Raw genomic sequence first — 22,974 nt, forward strand, 5'->3', positions numbered from 1 at the left:
CCGCTATCTTATGTAATGATTAACTCTTTGACGCCTTTAATCGGCTGAGTGATGTTGGACTGATCCTCGAAATAAACGTGGATTGGTCCTTCTTCTGTTATAGGTTTTCCATTTTGGCTGAAATGGGCAATGCTATCCATCGCCTTAGAGAGCGGAACAGCAATTGTTTCTGTTTCTGTGACAAATTCACACGTCTCCGCTTGTTCGAGCGGTTCTGCATTTTTTATCATGTCGCCAAGTTTCATCCCGAAGCTGCCTGTGACAAGTCTTTCTTTTTCGTATTTTTTCTCTGTTTTTAATGTGGGTGGAAGTGTTTGACCTTCTCTTATGACCCGCTCTTGATCAAGCTCCTGATCTAGCTGCTGCTCTTCGTTTGTTGCACTTTTCTCAAAAAATGAATCCATTAAAAATTTACGGTCATCAAAAATCCATACACTCGGATCAATGGTGATCTTGTATTGTACGTTCCCCTTGATTTGAATAATGCTCATGTTCAAGACAACCCCTTTCCAACATAAATTATAGAAGTTTTCGCCCGCTTTGTCACTTTCATAAACATGCACTTCCTTGTACACACTACGATTAGACGAAAAATAGGGAGGATTTTGGGCATGGCATGTCGTGACAATGAAGAGCTTCAGCGATTTGTAGAAGAGGCAAAAAAGGTGGCCAAAAATGGAAAGGTAGCATCCTATATTCCGGCACTCGGTAAAGCGGATCAATCGGATTTATCTGTCGCTGTATACCATGTGAGTAATACGTGCCACTCAGCGGGAGATGTTGATAAACGATTCACCCTGCAAAGTATTTCAAAAGTATTAGCACTGGCGCTCGTGCTCTCAGAAGAAGGACCGAAAAAAGTGTTTCAATATGTTGGACAAGAACCGACTGGCGACCCGTTTAATTCGATGATTAAACTAGAGACAGCAAGCCCCAATAAGCCGCTGAACCCAATGATTAATGCAGGAGCGCTTGCCGTTACAAGTTTAATAAGAGGGGCAACGCCGCAAGATCAGCTGAACCGGCTGCTTGGTTTTATTAGAGAGCTTGCCAATGACACCACCATTACATATTGCAAAGAAACCGCTGCATCTGAATTTGAAACATCAATGATTAACCGCGCAATGTGCTATTATATGAAGCAATATCATATCATTAAAGGGAATGTAGAAGAGGTGATGGACGTCTATACGAAGCAGTGCGCCGTCATGATGAATAGCCTGGATTTGGCGAAGATCGCGTGTGTTTTTTCATTAGATGGCAGGCATCCAGAGACAGGAAAGCAAGTCCTTTCGAAAGATGTGGCTAGAATTTGTAAAACGTTTATGGTCACATGCGGTATGTACAATGCGAGCGGGGAATTTGCGATCAATATCGGAATCCCTGCTAAAAGTGGTGTTTCAGGCGGAATTATGGGGGCGGCGCCATACGACTTTGGGATAGGTATATTCGGGCCTGCTTTGGATGAAAAAGGGAATAGTATTGCGGGTATTAAGCTGCTTGAGCTCATGAGTGAAAAATATGAGATGAGTATCTTTTAATGACGAATGGCTTCTTTTTATTTTTACAGAGCGAACTGTACAAATCTGCTTGCAATTTTGGGCGTTTCGCTTTATGATAAATAGAAGAATTAGGTACTCGCCTGGGGAACGGAGGGATACTTTTGGCGTCAGAAATTTTAGTCGATCATCGGCAAAAAGCACTGGCTTTATTAAAATTGGATGCAGATAAAATTTTAAAATTGATCCAAGTGCAAATGGACAACTTAACGATGCCGCAATGTCCTCTTTATGAAGAGGTTTTAGATACTCAAATGTTCGGATTATCGAGAGAAATTGATTTCGCTGTCCGGCTTGGATTAGTTGATCAACATGAAGGCAAAAAACTACTCGATAAACTTGAGAGAGAATTATCCGCACTTCATGATGCGTTCACAAAAAAATAATGATTGAAAACTCAAACTTCCACAACATAAGTTTGAGTTTTTTTGTCCGCCTTTTTATTTTGATTGATGCCAAACGGACTTGATTGTCTCATGAAAGACGAACAATATAAAGAGGTAAAACGGGATCAAACGGAGAAAATGTAGTAGAATAAGAACAGCTAAGAGAAGAGAATATCAAGCAGTAGAAATAGACGTTAGGAAGAGGATTATATGTTAAAGAGAATGCTAAAATCGTATGACTACTCATTATTGTTCGCCATTATATTAATTAGCGCATTCGGCTTGGTGATGGTGTATAGCTCAAGTATGATTACATCTGTGATCAGATATGATGCTGCGCCAGATAATTTTTTCAAGAAACAGCTTTTATTTATGATTGTTGGGGCGGTCATCTTGATGTTTACAGCCCTCATTCCGTATCAGCTGCTCTTAAATAAAAGATTCCAAATTGTGATGCTTTTGTTATCTGTGTTTTCTCTCATTTATGTGTACTTTGGCGGTCACATTGCAGGGAATGCTAGAAGCTGGATCAAATTTGGACCTTTTAGTCTTCAGCCAGCGGAATTCGTGAAGATCGTTGTCATCATTTATCTTGCTGCTGTCTATGCAAAGAAGCAGCATTATATTGACCATATTTTAAGAGGGGTGACACCTCCAATTGTGGTTGTCTCCATCCTATGCGGATTTATTATTTTACAGCCAGACTATGGGACAGCTTTTATCATTGGTATGATTGCCCTTGCGATGATTTTATGCTCAGGGTTTAGCGGTAAAACGCTGGCCAAGCTGCTCGCTTTATTTAGTGCGGTGATGGTTGTTGTGACACCGTTTATTATTCTTTTTTGGGATAAAATTTTCACGCAGAATCGTCTTGGACGTTTTGAGAGTTTCCAAGATCCATTTAAAGACGCAGGCGCTTCTGGGCATCAATTGATTAATTCATATTATGCGATTGGATCAGGCGGCTTTTTTGGGCTTGGTCTTGGAGAGAGTGTACAAAAGTATGGATACCTTCCAGAACCGCATACAGATTTTATCATGGCAATTATCTCGGAAGAGCTTGGTTTTTTCGGTGTATTTTTTGTCCTTGCTCTCCTTGGTTTTATTGTCGTGAAAGGTTTTTACATTGCGAGAAAGTGTGAAGATCCGTTTGGAAGTTTGCTTGCAATAGGAATTTCTTCAATGATTGCCATCCAAACGTGTATTAATTTGGGCGGTGTTTCAGGTCTCATTCCGATCACTGGGGTCACACTTCCGTTTATCAGCTACGGGGGATCCTCTATCATTTTACTGAGTGGATGTATGGGAATATTGCTGAATATCAGCATGTTCACTGAATATAAAGAGCGTTATAAAAAGAAAAAATCAATCAGCAAACCATCGATTCAAAAAAATGGATTGCAGAAAACTTTGAATCTTTAGAAAACAAAAGTGTACAGTTTTCATTTCTTCCTTTATTATAGAGTACATATAAAATTTTAAGGGATATGGAGGAGTGAGAATGTCACAGAGAACAATTCAAAAGGTTCTAGTTGCAAACAGAGGGGAAATCGCTATCAGAGTCTTTAGGGCCTGTACGGAGCTCAACTTACGTACAGTGGCCATTTACTCCAAAGAAGACTCGGGCTCTTATCATCGCTATAAAGCCGATGAAGCATATCTAGTTGGAGAAGGGAAAAAGCCGATTGATGCCTACCTTGATATCGAGGGGATCATCGAAATTGCAAAACGAAATGACGTGGATGCGATTCATCCAGGATACGGATTTTTATCTGAAAACATTCATTTTGCAAGACGATGCGAAGAGGAAGGCATCCAATTCATCGGCCCAACTTCTCAACATTTAGATATGTTTGGAGATAAAGTAAAAGCGAGAGATGAAGCGAAAAAAGCTGGAATTCCAGTCATTCCAGGAAGTGACGGGCCAGTTGATTCGGTCGAAGAAGTCGAAAAATTCGGTGAAGAATACGGTTACCCGTTTATTATTAAAGCTTCACTTGGAGGCGGCGGCCGAGGTATGCGGATTGTCAGATCAAAAGAGGAGCTGAACGAAGCCTATGACCGTGCAAAGTCAGAGGCGAAAGCGGCTTTTGGAAATGACGAAGTATACGTTGAAAAGCTGATTGAAAATCCGAAACATATTGAAGTGCAGGTGATTGGAGACAATCACGGCAATATCATTCATTTATATGAGCGTGACTGCTCTGTTCAAAGGCGTCATCAAAAAGTCATTGAGGTTGCACCAAGTGTGTCCCTTTCAGATCAATTGCGTGAAGACATCTGTGAAGCGGCTGTTCAGCTGGCCCAGAATGTATCGTATATCAATGCAGGGACTGTAGAATTCCTAGTGGCAAATGGTGAGTTTTATTTTATTGAAGTCAATCCTAGGGTCCAAGTGGAACACACGATCACAGAAATGATCACAGGTGTCGATATCGTCCAAACCCAAATTCTTGTCGCAAAAGGACATGACCTCCACAGCAAAGAAGTCGGGATACCAAAACAAGAAGATATCTTTACACATGGATTCGCCATTCAATCAAGGGTCACAACAGAAGATCCTTTGAATGACTTCATGCCAGATACAGGAAAAATCATGGCTTACCGTTCAGGCGGTGGTTTTGGAGTACGTCTTGATACAGGAAACAGCTTCCAAGGTGCGGTGATTACACCTTATTACGATTCACTGTTGGTCAAGCTGTCTACTTGGGCACTTACATTCGATCAAGCTGCGGCTAAAATGGTCCGAAATTTACAAGAATTCAGGATTCGTGGCATTAAAACAAATATCCCGTTTCTTGAAAACGTTGCAAAGCACGAGAAGTTTCTAAGAGGGGAATATGATACATCGTTTATTGATTCAACACCAGAGCTATTTAACTTCCCTAAGCAAAAAGACCGCGGAACGAAAATGCTTACTTATATTGGTAACGTTACCATTAATGGGTTCCCTGGTATTTCGGAAAATAAGAAGCCTCATTTTGATCAACCAAATGTGCCGAAACTTGCTGTCCATGAAACGATTCCTTCTGGAACAAAACAATTGTTAGACAAGCATGGACCTGAGGGGCTCGCCAATTGGGTGAAAGAGCAAAGCAGTGTACTTTTAACGGATACAACTTTTAGAGACGCACATCAATCCCTGCTTGCAACACGCTTTAGAACACACGACTTAAAGAAAGTTGCGCAGCCAACAGCAGGTTTATGGCCAGAGTTATTCAGTATGGAAATGTGGGGCGGCGCGACATTTGATGTGGCATATCGTTTCTTGAAAGAAGATCCTTGGGAAAGGTTGAAAGAGCTTCGTCAAGAAGTGCCAAACACTTTGTTCCAAATGCTATTAAGATCATCAAACGCTGTCGGATATACAAACTATGCGGATAACGTGATTAAAGCATTTGTAAAGGAATCGGCAGAGGCAGGCATTGACGTCTTCCGTATTTTCGACAGTCTAAACTGGGTCAAAGGCATGACGCTTGCCATTGATTCTGTTCGTGAATCCGGCAAAGTGGCAGAGGCAGCGATTTGTTATACAGGTGATATTCTTGATCCATCACGTCCGAAATATGATTTGAAATATTATGTCTCTCTTGCGAAGGAGCTTGAATCCGCAGGCGCTCATATTTTAGGCATTAAAGATATGGCGGGATTATTAAAACCGCAGGCGGCTTATGAACTTGTATCTGCTCTAAAAGACGAGCTCACGATTCCAATCCATCTTCATACACACGATACGAGTGGAAATGGACTCTTCACCTATGCAAGAGCGATTGATGCAGGTGTTGATATTGTTGATGTTGCTGTCAGCTCTATGGCGGGGCTCACATCACAACCAAGTGCGAGCTCATTATATTATGCTTTAGACGGACATGAAAGAAAGCCCGAAATGAATGTTCAAGCGGTTGAACGTCTTTCTCAATATTGGGATTCCGTCAGAAAATATTACCATGAGTTTGAAAGCGGAATGAATTCACCGCATACAGAAATTTATGAGCATGAAATGCCTGGTGGCCAGTATAGTAACCTGCAACAGCAGGCAAAAGGGGTCGGCCTTGGCGAACGCTGGAATGAAGTAAAAGAAATGTACAGACGTGTAAATGACATGTTTGGTGATATCGTGAAGGTAACACCGTCTTCTAAAGTGGTCGGAGATATGGCGCTTTATATGGTGCAAAACGATCTGACAGAAGATGATGTTTATGAAAAAGGAGCAACACTGGATTTCCCAGATTCGGTTGTTGAATTGTTTAAAGGCTATTTAGGACAGCCTCATGGCGGATTCCCAGAAAAATTGCAAAAGCTGATTTTAAAAGGGGAGGAGCCGCTTACTGTCAGACCGGGTGAGAAACTGAAACCAGTGGACTTTGAAGAAATCAAAAAGCAGTTCAAAGAATCACATGATCTGACGTTGACAGAACAAGATGCCATTGCATATGCTTTATACCCGAAAGTCTTTTCTGAATTTGTTCAAACAGCAGAAAGCTATGGAGACATCTCTGTTCTTGACACACCAACCTTCTTCTACGGCATGAGACTTGGTGAAGAAATTGAGGTGGAAATTGAAAAAGGGAAAACCCTCATTGTCAAACTCGTGTCCATTGGAGAACCGAATCCAGATGCTACAAGAGTGCTTTACTTTGAGCTGAATGGACAGCCGCGTGAAGTGGTCATTAAGGATGAAAGCATCAAATCCTCCGTTCAAGAAAAAATGAAGGCAGATCGCTCAAATCCAAATCACATTGCGGCATCGATGCCAGGCACTGTGATCAAAGTGCTTGTTGAAAAAGGACAGAAAATTTCTCAAGGTGAGCATTTGATGATCAATGAAGCGATGAAAATGGAAACGACGGTACAAGCACCGTTCTCAGCAGTCGTGGATGAAATTCATGTCACGAATGGAGAAGGGATTCAAACTGGAGATCTGTTGATTGTCTTAAAGCCTGAATAATGAGTGAGACAAACCCTTGCATTCTTTGTCAGTCCTGCGTGCTGGTGCTCACGAATGTCACATTCGCTCCGCTCCAGTACTCGTTCTTCCTAGACTTCAAGGGCTTTCTATCACGCTGAAAAGAAGACAAAGGGCTAAAATAAAGAGCATTTTAGCCCTTTGTCAACAATCCAAGACACATCCACTGCGATGTGTCTTTTTTTGAGCGCATTAAAATGTGCAGCAGTCCGCTAGAGTGATTACACTATAGAATGAGGTGAAGAAAGAGTGGAAATTGTCGTGATTTGGTTTCGCCGAGATATGCGATTGGATGATCATATCGCCTTATCAAAAGCGATCACATATGCAAAAAAACATCAGTACCGATTATTTGCTTTTTATCATCTAGATCCATTTTTTACAGAAATGGAACTGGATTTGAACAACGAACATTTCTTTCAAAACTTGGCCAATTTCGTCAAGGAAGCGAGAGAATCTCACATGTATGTTCATCTCATTCATGATGATATTTTGTCCGCTTTTCAAAAGCTCATGAATGCTTATGACATCAATGCGGTCTTTTTTAATGAGGACGAAGTAGGAAATGGTCGAACACGTGATGAGCAAGTGACCCGTTTCTTAGAAGAAAAGGGTATTCATGTGTCAAAGTGGCAAGATACGCATCTGCATGGGGCGAGAGATATTTTAAAAGCGGATGGGTCTCATTATCAAGTGTTTACTCCATACTATCAAGCGTGGCGGAAGCAGGAGAAGCAGTCTGTGATAAAAGTTGACAAATCATTTCTGAGCAGCAAGCATACGATTTGTGATGAGTCACTTTCTGAAAAGGGAGATGAGAAACTAAGGGACATCATCAAGAAATGTACAAGGAAATTCGATCAGATTGGGTCAGACAAAGCGAGAAGCACGCTAGACGGCTTTATTCAAGAAAGATTGACGCGTTATCACGAGAAACGAGATATTCCGTCTGTTTTTGGGACGAGCAAGCTGTCTCGGTTCTTAAAAACCGGGACCATTTCTATTCGCACGATCTTTCATGCTGTCAATGAGGAAGAACTTTTTGAAGATAAGGGCAAGGAAACATTTATCAAAGAGCTGGCATGGCGTGATTTTTATCATATGATCTTTGCGCATTATCCAGAGATGAAAGAAAAAGAAATCAACTCCTCCTTTCAACATATAAAATGGAATGATGATGAGACACTTTTTGAAGCTTGGTGTAAAGGACAAACAGGCTTCCCACTCGTTGACGCAGGGATGAGACAGTTAAATGAAGAAGGCTGGATGCATAACCGTTTGAGAATGGTGACGGCTTCATTCCTGACAAAAGATTATTTCATCGATTGGAGAAAGGGCGAAGCGTATTTTGCGAGAAAACTTGTCGACTATGATGAGGCTTCGAATATTGGAGGATTTCAGTGGGCAGCCTCTGTCGGAACAGATGCGGTTCCTTACTTCCGTATTTTTAACCCAACGACCCAGTCGAAACGATTTGATCCAAGCGGAGAATATATTAGAAGGTATGTACCAGAACTAAAGCATGTGAATGAAAAATGGATTCATGAACCGAGTAAAATGCCGATAGATGAGCAAATGAAATCGGGATGTGTGCTAGGGGATACATATCCTCTGCCTACAGTCGATCATCAAGAAAGACGGAAAAAAGCCATTTCGCTATTTGAAGAAGCGAAACAAACATAAAAGAAATCCCCCTTTTCGGATGAAAGGGGGATTGTATGTTTATCTGAAAGGCTCTCTATTTTCATATTTAAACCGGGCAATGAGTAAGCAGAAGTAGCATAGTACCCCAAACAAACAAGAAATAAAGAATGAATGAGCAAGCGCATAACCGAGTGCGAGCTGAGAATAAACAGACATCACACCTGAGATCGCTTGAAGTGTAATCAGAATGGCTGAAATGATCCATCCATAATACAGCTGCTTTTGTTCTTTATAATGTTTAAGGGCATGGAACATCGCAACAAATATCCAAACGAATAAAAGAAGGGCTGCTGCTCGGTGAGACATTTGAACCCATTGATTAAAATACGCTGGAAGTGCGCCGTCTTTTGAACAAAATGGGAAGACAGAGCATGCAAGACTTGATTTTGTATGTCTCACATAGGCGCCCGTATACACCACAATATACGTATATGTGATCAACCCATAAATATGGAACTGCATTCTTTTGCCGATATGAAGCGGCTTCACAAGCTTTGTTTCAGATCTGGTGGCTTCAAACACAAGCAGTGCCAGCAGTAAAACGGAAGCAAAAGAAATCAGTGAAATACCGAAGTGCAGTGCCATGACAAGTGCGTTAGAACCAAACACGACTGCGAGTGCCCCTAACAGCGCTTGAAGCAGTAAGAATATAATGGACATGATGACCAAGAATTTGGTTTCACGGAATACTGGACTGATTTTTTTCCAGCATAAGACCGCCAGTGCCAGTACAAGAATGGTGGAAACTCCTGTTGACATGCGGTGGCTCCATTCGATAATGGAAGCAGGGTTCATTTCTGGAAAGAAACGACCGTGGCAAAGGGGCCACTGTCTGCCGCAGCCAAGACCGGAGCCAGTTTTCGTCACAAGCGCACCGCCAATCAGAACGATCAGCATCACAAATGTTGTGACAACGCTCAATAACCTTAAAGCAAATTTCATCAAATGATTTCACCTTCTCTAAATAACTTCTGATCTAAATGAAAACCTCACATGCTCTCAAGTTTAAGCCAAATGCGTGTTCTGTTGCAATTCATAATGACCAAAGTTCACAAAAAAATGATATGTTAGTTCACAAAGTTTACAGATTTAGAGTGCTTGATCTTTCTTTGACAGTCTGATAGAAATAGAGGAGAGAATATTTCATTTTGCACCGCCTTCTGAAACGCACATCCTAATAAATTCACGAAAAGTTCACAAATAACTTCAAGTTTGTCGTTTATTATTTAATAGGATGTTTTTTTACAGCTCTTTATCTTGTATGATAGAGTTGTAACGATTTTACGTTTTATTCGTTCGTTTGAAGGTTTGGGCAAGGGAGGTTATACACATTGGCAAATTCCAAAACAGCCGCGGAAGCAGCTATTCATGGACAAATAGAAGAAACAACCGCTTTAAAAGATTTTCTTGCTCTTATTAAAATGGGCATCGTCAATTCCAATTTCATTACAACTTTTACTGGAATGTGGCTTGCTTTTTATTTTACAGGTATGAGTTTCCTTGGGAATCTTGATATTGTGCTGTTAACAATGATTGGTTCTTCTCTTATTATTGCCGGTTCATGCGCCATTAATAATGCGTTTGACCGTGATATTGATATACTAATGGAAAGAACAAAAACAAGACCGACGGTGACAGGTAAAGTTCAGCCAGGTCAAGCGTATGCATTTGGTATTCTGCTTGTTGTACTTGGACTGATTATGCTTCTGATGACAACTGTTACATCAGCAGTGATTGGATTTATCGGTGTCTTTACTTATGCAGTTCTATACACGATGTGGTCTAAACGCCATTACACCATTAATACAGTCATTGGGAGTGTATCTGGTGCGGTTCCGCCATTAATCGGCTGGACAGCTGTTACAGGCACCATCGACACAACGGCTTGGGTCCTGTTTATGATTATGTTCATCTGGCAAATTCCACATTTCTTATCACTTGCGATTAAGAAAACGGAAGATTACCGCAAAGCAGGTATTCCAATGCTGCCAGTTGTTTACGGCTTTGAAGTCACAAAACGCCAAATCATCATTTGGACAGCATGTCTTCTTCCGCTTCCATTTTTCTTAGGTGGATTAGGATGGCCGATTGTCGCACTTGGCACATTGCTGAACATTGGATGGCTCGTCATTGGTCTTATGGGCTTTAAAATGAAAGATATCATGAAGTGGTCTACACTCATGTTCGTTTATTCATTAAACTACTTAACGATCTTTTTCGTTGCGATGATTATTATTACACTATTCTAGAGTGAAATACACTTTGATCACATCAAAACAATGGCTATATCTTATAACACAACATTTTCTTACAACTATGACAGCCGCCTGATATTCAGTTCTATTTAGGCGGCTTTCTGTTTATACATAGATGGTATTTTGAGTAAAAACATCATTTTTTTATGAAAAGAGGAAATGTAAGTGCTTTTATAAGAGGCGGGGGTTATGGATGGGTGAAAGGTGATTTTATAAATAAGAGGTAAAACCGAAAGGCAAAGGAGATCAAGCAAAAGGGGTTGGGACAAATTATGATAAGAAAATGGCGTGTTTATTCACTGTTTCTCTTACTGACGCTCGTTTTGGCGGGCTGCGGTGAACCATACTTATCAACACTCAAGCCAGTTGGGGAAGTAGCAGATAAACAGTTTTTCCTAACGGTACTGAGTACACTTATTATGGTTCTTGTCGTTATTGTTGTATCGATCATTTTCTTTTACGTCATCATTAAATTCAAACGTTCTAAAGTGGGAGAAGATACGATTCCTAAACAGGTAGAAGGGAACCGTAACCTCGAAATTACGTGGACAGCGATTCCGATACTTCTACTCATTATTCTCGTTGTACCTGTTGTGGCATACACGCTTGAGCTAGGGGATACAAGCGCCATGGATAAGAAAAAACGAGATCCTGAAAAAACACTTGTTGTGAATGTAAGAGCCAGCTTATATTGGTGGGAATTTGAATACCCTGATTATGGGATTGTGACAAGTCAGGAATTGATTGTTCCAACTGACCAAAAGGTTTATTTTAAGCTGAAAGCATCCGATGTGAAACACTCTTTCTGGGTTCCATCGGCTGGGGGTAAAATTGATACAAATACAGACAACGAGAACAAGTTTTATTTAACATTTGACTCAAAACGAACGAAAGATGCTGGAGAATATTTCTATGGGAAATGTGCGGAGCTTTGTGGTCCATCACATGCTTTAATGGACTTTAAAGTTAAAACGCTTTCTCAAGATGAGTTTTTAGGCTGGACGAAAAAGATGGCAGATTATAAGAAGCCTGCATCTACGTCAGATCTAGCCCTTGAGGGTGAAAAACTCTTTAAAGAGAAAAACTGTTTAAGCTGTCACGCGGTAGAGCCTGGAGATGAACGGCCAGAGGCGGCAAGGACTGCACCAAACCTTGCAACCTTCGGAGAGCGGACAAAAGTAGCTGGAATTAAAGACATGAACAAAGAAAATGTCAAAGCATGGCTGAAAGATCCAGAGAGCTTTAAACCAGGTAATAAGATGACAGGGACGTACCCTAAACTAAATGATTCAGAAGCAGATGCACTCTACGAGTATTTAAAAGGTCTTAAAATACAGTAAATGCCTTGAGCAGCTTGAAGTGGTGCACATTCAAAAGGGTATACGATCTATGTGAAGTTTTTGTTAAGAGCTCCCGAATAAGTCTCTACATCCAAGAATAAGTCATCTGTCAGATATAGTCTGTTTTTAGAACGTGAAGATAGACATTGATATGAAAAGGGGCAAATGGGAGATAAGAGGGGGATTTCATGGTGAGTACAATAGCTAAAAAGCGGGGGTTTGGCGCTGTCTTATGGGATTACTTAACGACGGTTGACCACAAAAAAATTGCCATACTATATTTAGTGGCAGGGGGATTTTTCTTTTTAATTGGTGGCCTGGAAGCGATGATTATCCGTATTCAGCTAGCCATCCCTGAAAATGATTTTGTGAGTGCAGGGTTTTACAATGAAGTCATGACGATGCATGGAACAACGATGATTTTCCTTGCAGCAATGCCGCTTTTATTTGCATTAATGAACGCGGTTGTACCCATTCAAATTGGTGCACGTGACGTAGCGTTTCCATTTGTGAATTCACTTGGTTTTTGGTTGTTCTTTTTCGGAGGAATTTTCTTAAACCTTGGATGGTTTATGGGCGGAGCACCTGATGCAGGCTGGACTGCCTATGCGTCGCTCACGCTGAATTCAGAAGGGCACGGCATGGATTTCTATATTTTAGGGTTGCAGATAGCGGGTATTGGTACGCTAATTGCCGGAATCAACTTTCTTGCAACGATTATTAATATGAGAGCGCCAGGTATGACGTATATGAGAATGCCGCTCTTTACCTGGACGACGTTTGTGGCATCTGCACTAATTTTATTCGCATTCCCGCCGCTGACAGCAGGACTTGCGATGCTGATGCTTGATCGAATGTTTGATACGAGCTTTTTTAATCCAGAGCTCGGCGGAAATACAATCATCTGGGAGCATTTGTTCTGGATTTTTGGACACCCAGAAGTGTATATCTTGATTTTGCCGGCATTTGGGATTTTCTCTGAGATCATTCCGGTGTTTGCAAGAAAAAGATTGTTTGGTTATTCGTCCATGGTGTTTGCGACTGTATTAATTGGTTTCCTTGGATTCATGGTGTGGGCGCATCACATGTTCACAACAGGACTTGGTCCAATTGCCAATGCGATCTTTGCCGTAGCCACAATGGCGATTGCGGTGCCAACTGGAATTAAAGTGTTTAACTGGTTGCTCACCATATGGGGCGGTAATGTGAAGTTTACAACGCCGATGCTATATTCAGTTTCGTTCATACCGTCATTCTTACTTGGCGGTGTAACCGGCGTCATGCTTGCAGCAGCAGCAGCGGATTATCAGTTCCATGACACGTACTTTGTTGTGGCGCATTTCCACTATGTCATTATCGGTGGTGTGGTCTTCGGTATTTTAGCTGGTGTGCATTATTGGTGGCCGAAGATGTTTGGGAAAATACTGAATGAGAAGCTTGGGAAAATTGGCTTTGTGCTGTTTTTCGTCGGTTTCCATTTAACGTTCTTTATCCAGCATTTTCTCGGTCTTTGGGGCATGCCGCGCCGAGTCTTTACATTCTTGCCAGGTCAGGGTCTAGACCTTGGGAACTTGGTCAGTACGATTGGGGCACTGTTCATGTTTGTAGCAGTTGTGATCATGCTGATTAATATTATCTGGACGACAGCAAAAGGAGAGCGTGTATCGGGCGATCCTTGGGGAGATGGAAGAACGCTTGAATGGGCAGTATCTTCACCTCCGCCAGAATATAACTTTAAGCAGCTGCCTCTTGTACGGGGACTTGATCCATTATGGATTGAGAAAATGGATGGTAAAAAAGGAATGACAGCATCTGAACCGCTCGATGATATTCACATGCCGAATAATTCCATCTTGCCTATCATTATCTCATTCGGTCTATTTGTGTCAGCGTTTGGTTTTATGTATCGTCAAGAACACAGCTGGGGTCTACCGGTGATCTTCATTGGTCTTGGGATCACGTTTGCGACCATGCTCGTTCGCTCTCTTAAAGATGATCATGGATACCATATTCACAAAGAAGATTTGACGGATGACGATGACAAAGGGGTGAAAGCATAATGGAACCACAAAAAATGACAGCGGAAACCTTTCCGGCTTCTCCTGAGAAAGCCACGTTAGAAGGAAAGAATAAGTTCGTCGGGTTCTGGTTGTTTCTTGGGGGAGAAACGGTCCTGTTTGCATCTTTGTTTGCCACTTATTTGGCGCTGAAAAATTCAAATGCAGGCGGCGCAACAACAACTGAAATGTTTGACCTCACACTTGTCTTTATTGCCACAATGCTTCTGTTAACGAGCAGTTTAACGAGTGTGTATGCTATGTATCATATGAAAAACTTTGCCTTTAAAAAAATGCAGCTTTGGTTAGGTGTAACCGTTCTTTTAGGTGCTGGATTTTTAGGGGTAGAAATTTATGAGTTTTATCATTATGTGCATGCGTATGAATTTACCATTACGAGCTCTGCACTTGGCTCTTCCTTCTATACGCTTGTTGGAACACACGGGGCTCACGTCGCATTTGGACTTTGCTGGATCACCGCTCTGATGATTCGGAATATGAGACGCGGACTCGATTTATACAATGCACCAAAATATTATGTGGCGAGCCTTTATTGGCACTTCATTGATGTTGTGTGGGTCTTCATCTTTACCGTTGTATATTTAATGGGAATGGTGGGATAAGAATGGGAAATAAAAACACAAATCAGTCCAAAGTCGATCTTGTCTATCGGAAAAAGAAAAATGCCGAAGAAATGAAGCATCAGCTCATTTCTTTCGGCTTGATGATTGGTTTAACGTTTGTTGCCTTTTTAACAATCGCCTCTGAAGATGTCGGAAATTGGTTCGCTGTCCCTTTTATTTTACTGCTTGCAGTGATTCAGGTAGCTTTTCAGCTTTATTATTTTATGCACATGAACCAAAAAGGGCATGAAACACCCGCGTTGTTTCTTTACTCAGGTGTGTTTGTCGCGTTTATTACCGTTTTAGCCTTTTTGACCATTATTTGGTGGTAAGCTCGCTTTGCCCTTGAAGGAGGCGCAGCAATGGAAAACTTAGAGATATTTGGATTTCGTGCATTATGGAGTCCTTACTATTTGACATGTATTGTAGCAGCAGCCGCTTTTTATCTGCTTCTCGTGACGAAGGGAAAGCACCGTGCGACGGTGAAAGAGAAAACGCTGTTTCTCACGGGGCTTGTGTTGCTTTATGCAGTGAAGGGGAGCCCGATTGATTTAATGGGGCATATTATGTTCAGTGCGCATATGGCGCAAATGGCAGTGCTCTATTTGGTCATCCCGCCGCTTCTTATTACAGGTTTACCTGCGGCGATTTGGGAGCGGATCATTCAAACACGGGGCATTCAGCCGATTTTCCGCTTGTTTTCTAAGCCGTTGATTGCCTTGCTCGGATTTAACGGGTTGTTTTCGCTGTATCATATTCCGCTTGTGTTCGATTTTGTTAAAACAGATCCGTTTTATCACGCATTGATGACGGTTGTCATTTTTATCGCTGCCTTTTTCATGTGGTGGCCGCTTGTCCATAAAGTGCAAAGTCAGCCGCAGATTACAGGCATTTTAAAGCTTGGATATATTATGGCAGATGGGATTTTAATGACACCTGCCTGCGCACTCATTATGTTTAGTGAAGCGCCTATCTATGCCACTTATTCAGATGCCGGCGCATGGATACAAGCACTGCACCTATGCGTACCGAGTGATATGCTTGCTGGTCTTGCGCTTACGGGACCTGACATGTTTCATACATTGCCGCTGCTAGAAGATCAGCAGCTAGGTGCTATTTTGATGAAAATCATTCAAGAGATTGTATACGGATCGATTCTTGCTGTTGTCTTCTTTGACTGGGCGAGAAAAGAAAGAGCGAAAGATGCCGTACCAGATGCGCTCATTCCGAAATATGAATAAATGAAAAGCACAGCCGCAGGGGCTGTGCTTTTTATGCTTCAGCAGTTATCGCTTCTAGTTTTTCTTTTAATTGGTTCAGCGTTTTTTTGCTTGATTGAATAAGAGATTTAGGGAAGTCTTCGCCTTCTCCATATTCAACACCATGTGGATAATAGTGTTTTCCAAGTAAAGGTGTCAGCAGCTGGATGTGGGCTTTTTTGGAGCCAACATCTCCTTCAGTGGCGTAGCCAGAGATCCGTAAGTAAAACGTCCCCTCTACCATGTTATACTTCCTGTCGTACGTCACACGCTCATAATCCCATTGATCGGCTCGTACAAATCCTTCACTTTCCATAATGAAATCTAATTTATTTAAGTCAGCTGATACCTTTTCAATCCCCGTACCTTCAAACTTCACCCAAAACCCCTCCTTATAAAAATTCCCTTTACTGACAATCATAGTATGAAAGCGTTAAACTTTCAACTGTGAAAGGTATGTTCTTTTATAAGCTGGTTACAGTAATAAAGAAAATAACGGATGGAGGAATCAACGTGAAAACGAAAAAAATCAAAGATATCATGACGAAAAAAGTAGTGACGTTGCGAAAGGACGACAATGCGTATGAAGCGGCAGTCAAAATGAAAGATGCTGACATTGGTGCCATTCCAGTAGTCGACGGAGATCAGCTTGTTGGTATTGTCACAGACCGCGACCTTGTACTTAGAGGTATTGCTGAGAAAAAGCCGAACTCACAAGAGGTTGGTGTCCTCATGACGAAGGAAGTTTTGACAGCTGAAGAAGATGCAACCCTAGAAGAAATTGTCCGGTTGATGTCAGAACATCAGCTCCGCCGTATCCCGGTTGTCAAAAATGGGGCACTCACAGGAATCGTAGCCCTTGGGGATTTATCAGTTGAAGATTTATCAAACGATCGTGCAGGTGATGCTCTGACGGAGATCTCTCAACAAGACCAGGATCATGGCCAAGGATTTCTTCATTAGGAGGGGCATATTTTAAATTCGTGTTAAATAGGCTGTATTGTCGTTGATAAATGGAGCAAGTTTTGTTTAAATGACAGTAGAAGGTACTTTTTGTACCTTGCCAATTTAACGGAGGTGTTTATTTGAAAACTGTGCTGAAAACACTCTTCATCCTCCTGATTATATCTGGAACGTACGTTCTGTTTATTCAATATGGATCTTCACCAGAAAAAGAAAACAGCAATGAGCCGAAGGTGTCTAATGAAGAAACATCTAGCGATAAGCCGATCAACATTCCGAAAAAAGGGCTCATGTCCTTTATGGGGAAGTCTTCAAACGAAGTGCTTAAACAGCTAGGGGAACCAGATCGCATTGATCCTTCCGCATATGATTATGACTGGTGGATATACAATCAATCGAAGAAACACTATATTCAAGTAGGGGTAAAGGACAGTAAAGTGGTGACCTTGTTTGCGACAGGGGATGGGCTGAATGTTGAGCCGTTTAAAATCGGTCAAGCCACAAGTGAAGTGTTTAAAAAAACACAAATCGCTCCTTACATTCATGTAGAGGACGAGGGAAATTCATATCGCTTTGAATTCTCAGAAGATGATATGAATACCAGGCCGACGGTGAAAGTGGGAGATGATGTGTATGTCCAGCTCTACATGGATAAGTTTGAAAGCACTCTTTCGAGCATTAGAGCCTTTAACGCAGATACATTTGTCAAACAAAAGCCGTATGAAGTCGTCTATCGAGGCCAATTAATTGAACCTGAGGCGATATCAGGTGAAAAATGGAAGGATATTGAAGCGTCGAGTCAAAAACAAATTTTTGATATGACCAATATTATCCGCCATAAGTACAAACTGCCGACCTTAAAGTGGGACGATGAAACCTCTGAAGTGGCATTCATGCATAGTGAGGACATGAAAGATCATCATTATTTCTCCCATGAATCTAAAAAATACGGCACGCTGAAAGACCGGTTAGAAAGAGGCGAGGTCGCATTTCAGCTTGCGGGGGAAAACATTGCATATAATTATGTTGATGGCCCTGCAGCTGTAGAAGGCTGGCTGAATAGCGAAGGTCACCGGAAGGCATTGTTAAATCAAGATTACACGCACCTTGGCGTTGGTGTGAAAGAAAAGTACTATACACAAAACTTCATTAAGAAAACGTCTTAATCCTCTAAACAGCTGCGCACAGATAGCGGCTGTTTTTTTATGAAAAGGGCTCACCAAAATAGACCCAGATGTATATAGTATAGTAGGCATTTGTATGGGGGGTGAGGATATGACAAATAAGCAAAAGCAAACATCCATTGATGAATTTAAACAGTTCGTCAGACGCCATCCGAAATTAATTCAAGAAGTGCAGACGCAAGAAAAAAGCTGGCAAAGTTTATACGAGAATTGGGTCATGTTTGGTGAGGAAGATGATATGTGGTCTCCTTACCGGCAAACACAAACGGAAGAAGCAAAAGAAGAAAAAGCCACTAAGCAAAGTGAACCGGGAAAAGCAGATTTTATGTCTAAAATGGTTTCTGCTGTGAAAAAAATGGACGCTGATCAAATGAATGAACAAATTAATAAAATGAGCCAGTCTATTTCCTCTTTACAAAGCTTACTCGGTCAATTTTCATCAAATGGCTCAAAGAAGGGTTCATCTGGAGGCAGCCAGCACCCATTCTCCTTCAGGAAAGATTAATTGAAAGGGGATGCTTTTGGTGCGGAGAGAAGTACAAGAGTTTGTCATGGCCGAAGAGGATCGAATCAAATTCATCAGGCAGCGCCCACTCTGGTATAGACAGTTAACGCGGCATCCTGAAAATGTCACTTCGTTTGAATTAGATAAAATGAACTTTTACGAAAAAACCATTCCTCATCGTGTGAGCCAGTTGAGCAATAGTGTCCAAATGGCTGAAATGATGATCCAGATGTTCCAAGCAATGCGCAATCAAAATGGAGCCGGGTGAGGCTTTTTTTGAGTTGATTAAGATGTCTATTTCATGAGCATCCTATGAAAGTAGACGAAAGGAGAATCAGAACATGAAATGGATGCTGTCAATATGCGCATTGCTTTTTCTTCTCACCGGATGTCAAAGTCAACATGATCAAGAGCAAGTAACTAGGCAAGAACCAGCAGTACCAGTCATGCAGCAAACGCAAAGTGAAATGAAGCAGCAAGGCTTTTTAAAATACAAAGTGCAGGGATCTGTTGTGTATATAGAAAGTACACTTCAAGATTTTCACCTTGAACCTTCACCCCTGAAAAAGGATAAGAAGACAGGGTATTTTACTGTGTATGTAGATGGGAAACGGGCAGGAAACGAATATACTGCGGCGTTTGTGGTCAAGCACCTTTCAAAAGGAAAGCATAAAATGACCGTTGTGCTAAATTCTCGTCACCCTGAATATAAGCAGAAAAGAGAGACGTGGGATGTATTTGTCACGTAAAAGCATTTTCTGATCCATAGGTTTCGTGGTAAACTATGAATTGGAGGTGCAACATTTATGTATGCGACAATCGAATCTGTGGAGCTCCAAGAGGAAGCAAATCAATTGGCTGCCATGATTCTTCAGTCGGAGGAGGCTGAACATTACCGCAACTGCTTTAAGCGTCTCCAGCAAGACGAAGAAGCCCAACAAATTATTGCCCATTTTACAAAAGTAAAAGAGCAATATGAAGATGTGCAGCGGTTCGGCAAATACCATCCGGACTATAGAACGATCTCAAAAGAAATGCGTGAGGTCAAAAGAAAGCTAGATCTTCACGATACAGTGGTTGATTTCAAAAAAGCAGAAACAGCAATTCAATCCATCTTAGATGAGATTAGTATTGAAATCGGTCAAGCTGTATCAGCATATATTAAAGTTCCAACAGGGAACCCATATTTTGATGGTCTATCATCATGCGGCGGTGGCTGTGGATCAGGAGGCAGCTGTGGCTGTAAAGTATCTTGACGAGACTTGAACGTCTCGTCTTTTACATAATGAACGGAAAGAATTGAAAAGCGGCAGGTGAAAAGATGGATACCAAACGTCAAGGGATGGTCGTTTGGCTGCATTCGTTAAAGCAGTCAAAAGCGCTAAGGAAATTTGGGAATGTTCACTATATTTCAAGGAAAATGAAATATGCAGTGATTTATTGTGATATGAATGATCTTGAGCGCCACATGGCAAAGCTCAGTTCATTGCCATTTGTGAAACGTGTTGAGCCTTCCTATAAACCTTTTATTAAATTAGAGTACGAATCGAAATTGGACAAAGCAAAAGAGTATGATTATAAGGTGGGCTTTTAAAGACACAAAAAAACCCCCGCGGCATCACCCGCGGGGTCCTTCTATTCTTAATGATTCATTAAGGAGAAGGCAAAGGGAGAGGAGAAACCGGAGGAAGAACTTATGGGGAAACGTAAGTCTTCTCCGCGGTTGGCAACAGCACCACATCAGATGCTGTTAACAGTAGTATGACCCTCTCTTTTGTGATCTATACATAGAAAATGAATGGAATTCAGTGCATTGTCCCATGTGGAGTGGATATGGTAAGATAATGTTGAATTTTTTGTCATCAAACAATATTCAATAGATGCAAGCAGAAAAAGTGGTGGAAAAATGAGAGTGATTTCTGGAACAAAAAAAGGCCGCACGCTGAAAGCCGTACCCGGCCAATCAACAAGACCAACAACAGATAAAGTAAAAGAATCCATTTTTAATATGATTGGACCGTATTTTGATGGGGGATGGGCCCTTGATTTATTTGCTGGAAGTGGTGGTTTAGGAATTGAAGCGCTTTCTAGAGGATTCGATCATTGTATATTTGTGGATCGAGATATGAAGGCGATTCAGACGATTAAAGGCAACTTGAATCAATTGTCGCTGATGGATCAAAGTGAAGTGTTTCGAAATGATGCAAACCGTGCACTCGCCGCTGTAGTGAAGCGAGAAGAATCTTTTCAAGCCATCTTCCTTGATCCGCCGTATAAAGATCAAAAGTTGAAAGCACTTCTTGATACGATTGATGAGCATTCCTTATTAGCAGATGATGGCGTCATTGTGTGTGAGCATGATAAAGATGTGACACTGCCAGAGGAAGCAGGACAGCTGCATATCTCAAGGCAGGAAATGTACGGAATGACTGGCATTACGATCTATAGAAAGCGGGGAAATTAAAGCATGGGGAATATAGCCGTTTGTCCGGGTAGCTTCGATCCAGTCACATTGGGCCATTTGGATATTATCAAAAGAGGGGCGAAGATTTTTGATGAAGTATATGTGTGCGTCCTTAATAACTCGTCAAAAAAGCCGCTTTTTACTGTTGAAGAGCGATGTGAACTCATTCGTCAAGCAACAAAGGAGCTACCAAATATCAAAGTGGAATCCTTTCATGGACTGCTCGTTGATTATGCGAAACAAAAAGAGGCGAAAGTCATTTTACGCGGACTTAGAGCGGTGACGGACTTTGAATACGAGATGCAAGGGACATCAATGAACAAAGTGTTGAATGATGACATTGAAACGTTCTTTATGATGACGAATAATCAATACTCCTTCTTAAGTTCAAGCATTGTTAAAGAAGTAGCGAAATATCATGGATCAGTCAAAGAGCTTGTACCGCAAGAGGTCGAAGCTGCGCTGAAAGAGAAATTTAATGGATGAGTGCATTGTGCACTCATCCATTTTTTAATTTCTGATAATAGAGTGCAATATACACGATCAGACTGAACAAGGTGATGAGAGGACCAGCAGATACAAGCTGATTCCATAACACGCTGCTAAACATCACGACTTGCTCGCTTGTTTCAAATGCCCCTGCTGGAAGCGCCATGTCTGCTTTAGAGACATAAAGGGGTTTGAATAACAAAAAGGCAAAGACGGCTGCGTAAATACCGTGAAGCAAACGGGCGAAGAAAAACGGTTTAAAGCGTATATCGGTGGCTGCCAAAATCCCAGCTACCTGAGCTTGAACGGAGAATCCGCTAAATCCTAAAATAAAGCTGACCACAATTGTTTTAGCGAGCAGGGAAACCTCTTGTGACCCTGTGAGCTGACTTCCTAATGTGATTTCAAATAGACCCGCAATCATGGCTAGATCTAATTCCGGCGGAAGGTGCAGCGTTTTCAGTATAGAGCCGATCCCGATAGAGAGAAGATCTGTTACATGAACGACAGCGAGCATTTGACTAAAGACAGAAAATAAAATGATAAAGCCGCCAATCATAAAGAGCGTTTGAACAGATGACATGACAGCGTCACTTAATATTTGGCCAAGTGGTCTTTTTTCTGCGAGTCTTGCCATATGAAGAGCGCTGAATGCTTCTCGAATTGGAGGCAATAAAAATCCTTTTCGGCTTCTGAGGTGCGCATCATGACGTGCTTTATATCCGCGCATCGTCACCCCAACCGCGAGATTTCCTAAATAATGTGCACAGGCTAACACAATGCCTAAAGCTGGGTGATGAAAAAATCCTACAGCCACTGCTCCAAAAATGAACAAAGGGTTTGAAGAATTGGTAAATGACACAAGGCGTTCTGCTTCAATTCTTGTCAGCTGTCCTTCCTGCCGAAGTCTTGTCGTCAATTTAGCGCCAGAAGGAAAACCAGAGGCCATTCCCATCGCCAGCACAAATCCGCCGACACCAGGCACCCGAAAGATAGGCCGCATAAATGGCTCTAATAATACGCCGACAAATCTGACAATTCCGAAACTGATTAATAGCTCGGACAAAATAAAAAAAGGTAGCAGCGATGGAAAAACCACTTCCCACCACATTGCAAGTCCATTTTTCGATGCTTGCAAAGAGGCTTGTGGATGTGTAATCACAGTGGCTGTTAAAAAGATAAAAAAAGCAGCGATGAACAGAGTGTTCCATTTTTTCATG

24 protein-coding genes are annotated in these 22,974 nt (G+C 41.6%); 20 read left to right on the forward strand and 4 right to left on the reverse strand.

Annotation, left to right across the window (positions count from 1 at the left end):
• Nucleotides 1-8 precede the first annotated feature (8 nt).
• Entirely contained in the window at nt 9-491 is a 483-nt protein-coding gene (locus tag LCD32_RS06820) for a hypothetical protein (protein WP_025207280.1), read from the reverse strand.
• Nucleotides 492-611: 120 nt separating this feature from the next.
• Between LCD32_RS06820 and glsA the strand changes: the two genes are divergently transcribed.
• The 5 genes from glsA to LCD32_RS06845 all read left to right on the forward strand — a co-directional run bounded on the left by glsA (nt 612) and on the right by LCD32_RS06845 (nt 8,594).
• Nucleotides 612-1,541 carry a glutaminase A gene (glsA, locus tag LCD32_RS06825; protein ID WP_224563291.1) on the forward strand — a complete coding sequence of 310 codons (930 nt, stop codon included), beginning with the start codon at nt 612-614 and terminating at the stop codon, nt 1,539-1,541.
• Between the two features lie 122 nt (nt 1,542-1,663).
• Nucleotides 1,664-1,945 (forward strand): YlaN family protein, encoded by a 282-nt coding sequence (locus LCD32_RS06830; RefSeq protein WP_003212509.1) that lies wholly within the window; start codon nt 1,664-1,666, stop codon nt 1,943-1,945.
• 210 nt (nt 1,946-2,155) lie between these two features.
• Complete coding sequence (gene ftsW / locus LCD32_RS06835) at nt 2,156-3,367, forward strand: putative lipid II flippase FtsW (RefSeq protein ID WP_007499829.1); 1,212 nt, start codon at nt 2,156-2,158, stop codon at nt 3,365-3,367.
• Between the two features lie 79 nt (nt 3,368-3,446).
• The gene (pyc, locus tag LCD32_RS06840) at nt 3,447-6,893 is read left to right on the forward strand and encodes a pyruvate carboxylase (RefSeq protein ID WP_224563294.1); all 3,447 of its coding nucleotides are present in this window, start codon (nt 3,447-3,449) and stop codon (nt 6,891-6,893) included.
• A 267-nt stretch (nt 6,894-7,160) separates the two neighbouring features.
• Nucleotides 7,161-8,594 carry a cryptochrome/photolyase family protein gene (locus LCD32_RS06845; RefSeq protein WP_224563297.1) on the forward strand — a complete coding sequence of 478 codons (1,434 nt, stop codon included), beginning with the start codon at nt 7,161-7,163 and terminating at the stop codon, nt 8,592-8,594.
• A 39-nt stretch (nt 8,595-8,633) separates the two neighbouring features.
• Here LCD32_RS06845 and LCD32_RS06850 read toward each other — a convergent pair whose 3' ends face one another.
• Nucleotides 8,634-9,557 carry a COX15/CtaA family protein gene (locus LCD32_RS06850; RefSeq protein ID WP_024720295.1) on the reverse strand — a complete coding sequence of 308 codons (924 nt, stop codon included), beginning with the start codon at nt 9,555-9,557 and terminating at the stop codon, nt 8,634-8,636.
• 389 nt (nt 9,558-9,946) lie between these two features.
• Between LCD32_RS06850 and cyoE the strand changes: the two genes are divergently transcribed.
• From cyoE to ctaG, 6 genes are all read left to right on the forward strand, one after another.
• The gene (cyoE, locus tag LCD32_RS06855; protein ID WP_024720296.1) at nt 9,947-10,864 is read left to right on the forward strand and encodes a heme o synthase; all 918 of its coding nucleotides are present in this window, start codon (nt 9,947-9,949) and stop codon (nt 10,862-10,864) included.
• Nucleotides 10,865-11,142: 278 nt separating this feature from the next.
• Nucleotides 11,143-12,210, forward strand: a complete 1,068-nt coding sequence (gene coxB, locus LCD32_RS06860) for a cytochrome c oxidase subunit II (protein WP_008345042.1) — start codon at nt 11,143-11,145, stop codon at nt 12,208-12,210.
• A 188-nt stretch (nt 12,211-12,398) separates the two neighbouring features.
• Nucleotides 12,399-14,270, forward strand: a complete 1,872-nt coding sequence (gene ctaD, locus LCD32_RS06865; RefSeq protein ID WP_224563310.1) for a cytochrome c oxidase subunit I — start codon at nt 12,399-12,401, stop codon at nt 14,268-14,270.
• Nucleotides 14,270-14,890, forward strand: a complete 621-nt coding sequence (gene ctaE, locus LCD32_RS06870) for a cytochrome c oxidase subunit III (protein ID WP_007499822.1) — start codon at nt 14,270-14,272, stop codon at nt 14,888-14,890. Before ctaD ends, ctaE begins: the two co-directional genes overlap by 1 nt.
• Before the next feature lie 2 nt (nt 14,891-14,892).
• A complete protein-coding gene (ctaF, locus tag LCD32_RS06875) occupies nt 14,893-15,222 on the forward strand; it encodes a cytochrome c oxidase subunit IVB (protein ID WP_003211520.1) in 330 nt (109 codons plus the stop codon).
• A gap of 30 nt (nt 15,223-15,252) precedes the next feature.
• A complete protein-coding gene (gene ctaG / locus LCD32_RS06880; protein ID WP_017367183.1) occupies nt 15,253-16,131 on the forward strand; it encodes a cytochrome c oxidase assembly factor CtaG in 879 nt (292 codons plus the stop codon).
• Between the two features lie 31 nt (nt 16,132-16,162).
• Here the strand turns inward: ctaG and LCD32_RS06885 are convergent, their stop codons facing one another.
• Nucleotides 16,163-16,528 (reverse strand): YugN family protein, encoded by a 366-nt coding sequence (locus LCD32_RS06885; protein WP_008345035.1) that lies wholly within the window; start codon nt 16,526-16,528, stop codon nt 16,163-16,165.
• Between the two features lie 161 nt (nt 16,529-16,689).
• Between LCD32_RS06885 and LCD32_RS06890 the strand changes: the two genes are divergently transcribed.
• The 9 genes from LCD32_RS06890 (at nt 16,690) to coaD (ending at nt 21,751) form a co-directional block, all read left to right on the forward strand.
• The gene (locus LCD32_RS06890) at nt 16,690-17,112 is read left to right on the forward strand and encodes a CBS domain-containing protein (RefSeq protein ID WP_035392645.1); all 423 of its coding nucleotides are present in this window, start codon (nt 16,690-16,692) and stop codon (nt 17,110-17,112) included.
• Between the two features lie 122 nt (nt 17,113-17,234).
• Nucleotides 17,235-18,278 (forward strand): CAP domain-containing protein, encoded by a 1,044-nt coding sequence (locus LCD32_RS06895; RefSeq protein WP_008345031.1) that lies wholly within the window; start codon nt 17,235-17,237, stop codon nt 18,276-18,278.
• Nucleotides 18,279-18,387: 109 nt separating this feature from the next.
• Nucleotides 18,388-18,801 (forward strand): YlbD family protein, encoded by a 414-nt coding sequence (locus tag LCD32_RS06900; RefSeq protein WP_046343473.1) that lies wholly within the window; start codon nt 18,388-18,390, stop codon nt 18,799-18,801.
• 19 nt (nt 18,802-18,820) lie between these two features.
• Nucleotides 18,821-19,069 carry a YlbE-like family protein gene (locus tag LCD32_RS06905; protein WP_017359376.1) on the forward strand — a complete coding sequence of 83 codons (249 nt, stop codon included), beginning with the start codon at nt 18,821-18,823 and terminating at the stop codon, nt 19,067-19,069.
• A 73-nt stretch (nt 19,070-19,142) separates the two neighbouring features.
• Nucleotides 19,143-19,550, forward strand: coding sequence for a hypothetical protein (locus LCD32_RS06910; RefSeq protein ID WP_025207286.1), 408 nt, complete (start codon nt 19,143-19,145; stop codon nt 19,548-19,550).
• 57 nt (nt 19,551-19,607) lie between these two features.
• Nucleotides 19,608-20,057 (forward strand): YlbF family regulator, encoded by a 450-nt coding sequence (locus LCD32_RS06915; RefSeq protein ID WP_007499807.1) that lies wholly within the window; start codon nt 19,608-19,610, stop codon nt 20,055-20,057.
• A 65-nt stretch (nt 20,058-20,122) separates the two neighbouring features.
• Nucleotides 20,123-20,395: a YlbG family protein gene (locus LCD32_RS06920; protein ID WP_008345023.1), complete on the forward strand. Its 273-nt coding sequence runs from the start codon at nt 20,123-20,125 to the stop codon at nt 20,393-20,395.
• Between the two features lie 312 nt (nt 20,396-20,707).
• Complete coding sequence (gene rsmD / locus LCD32_RS06925) at nt 20,708-21,265, forward strand: 16S rRNA (guanine(966)-N(2))-methyltransferase RsmD (protein WP_007499805.1); 558 nt, start codon at nt 20,708-20,710, stop codon at nt 21,263-21,265.
• Between the two features lie 3 nt (nt 21,266-21,268).
• Nucleotides 21,269-21,751: a pantetheine-phosphate adenylyltransferase gene (gene coaD, locus LCD32_RS06930; RefSeq protein ID WP_007499803.1), complete on the forward strand. Its 483-nt coding sequence runs from the start codon at nt 21,269-21,271 to the stop codon at nt 21,749-21,751.
• A 13-nt stretch (nt 21,752-21,764) separates the two neighbouring features.
• On the opposite strand, the gene ylbJ is transcribed toward coaD, so the two are convergent.
• A complete protein-coding gene (gene ylbJ / locus LCD32_RS06935; protein ID WP_263485676.1) occupies nt 21,765-22,973 on the reverse strand; it encodes a sporulation integral membrane protein YlbJ in 1,209 nt (402 codons plus the stop codon).
• Nucleotide 22,974: the final 1 nt, after the last annotated feature.

The organism is Bacillus sp. RSS_NA_20 (genome assembly GCF_020165915.1).
Taxonomy (GTDB): Bacteria; Bacillota; Bacilli; order Bacillales; family Bacillaceae; genus Bacillus; species Bacillus altitudinis.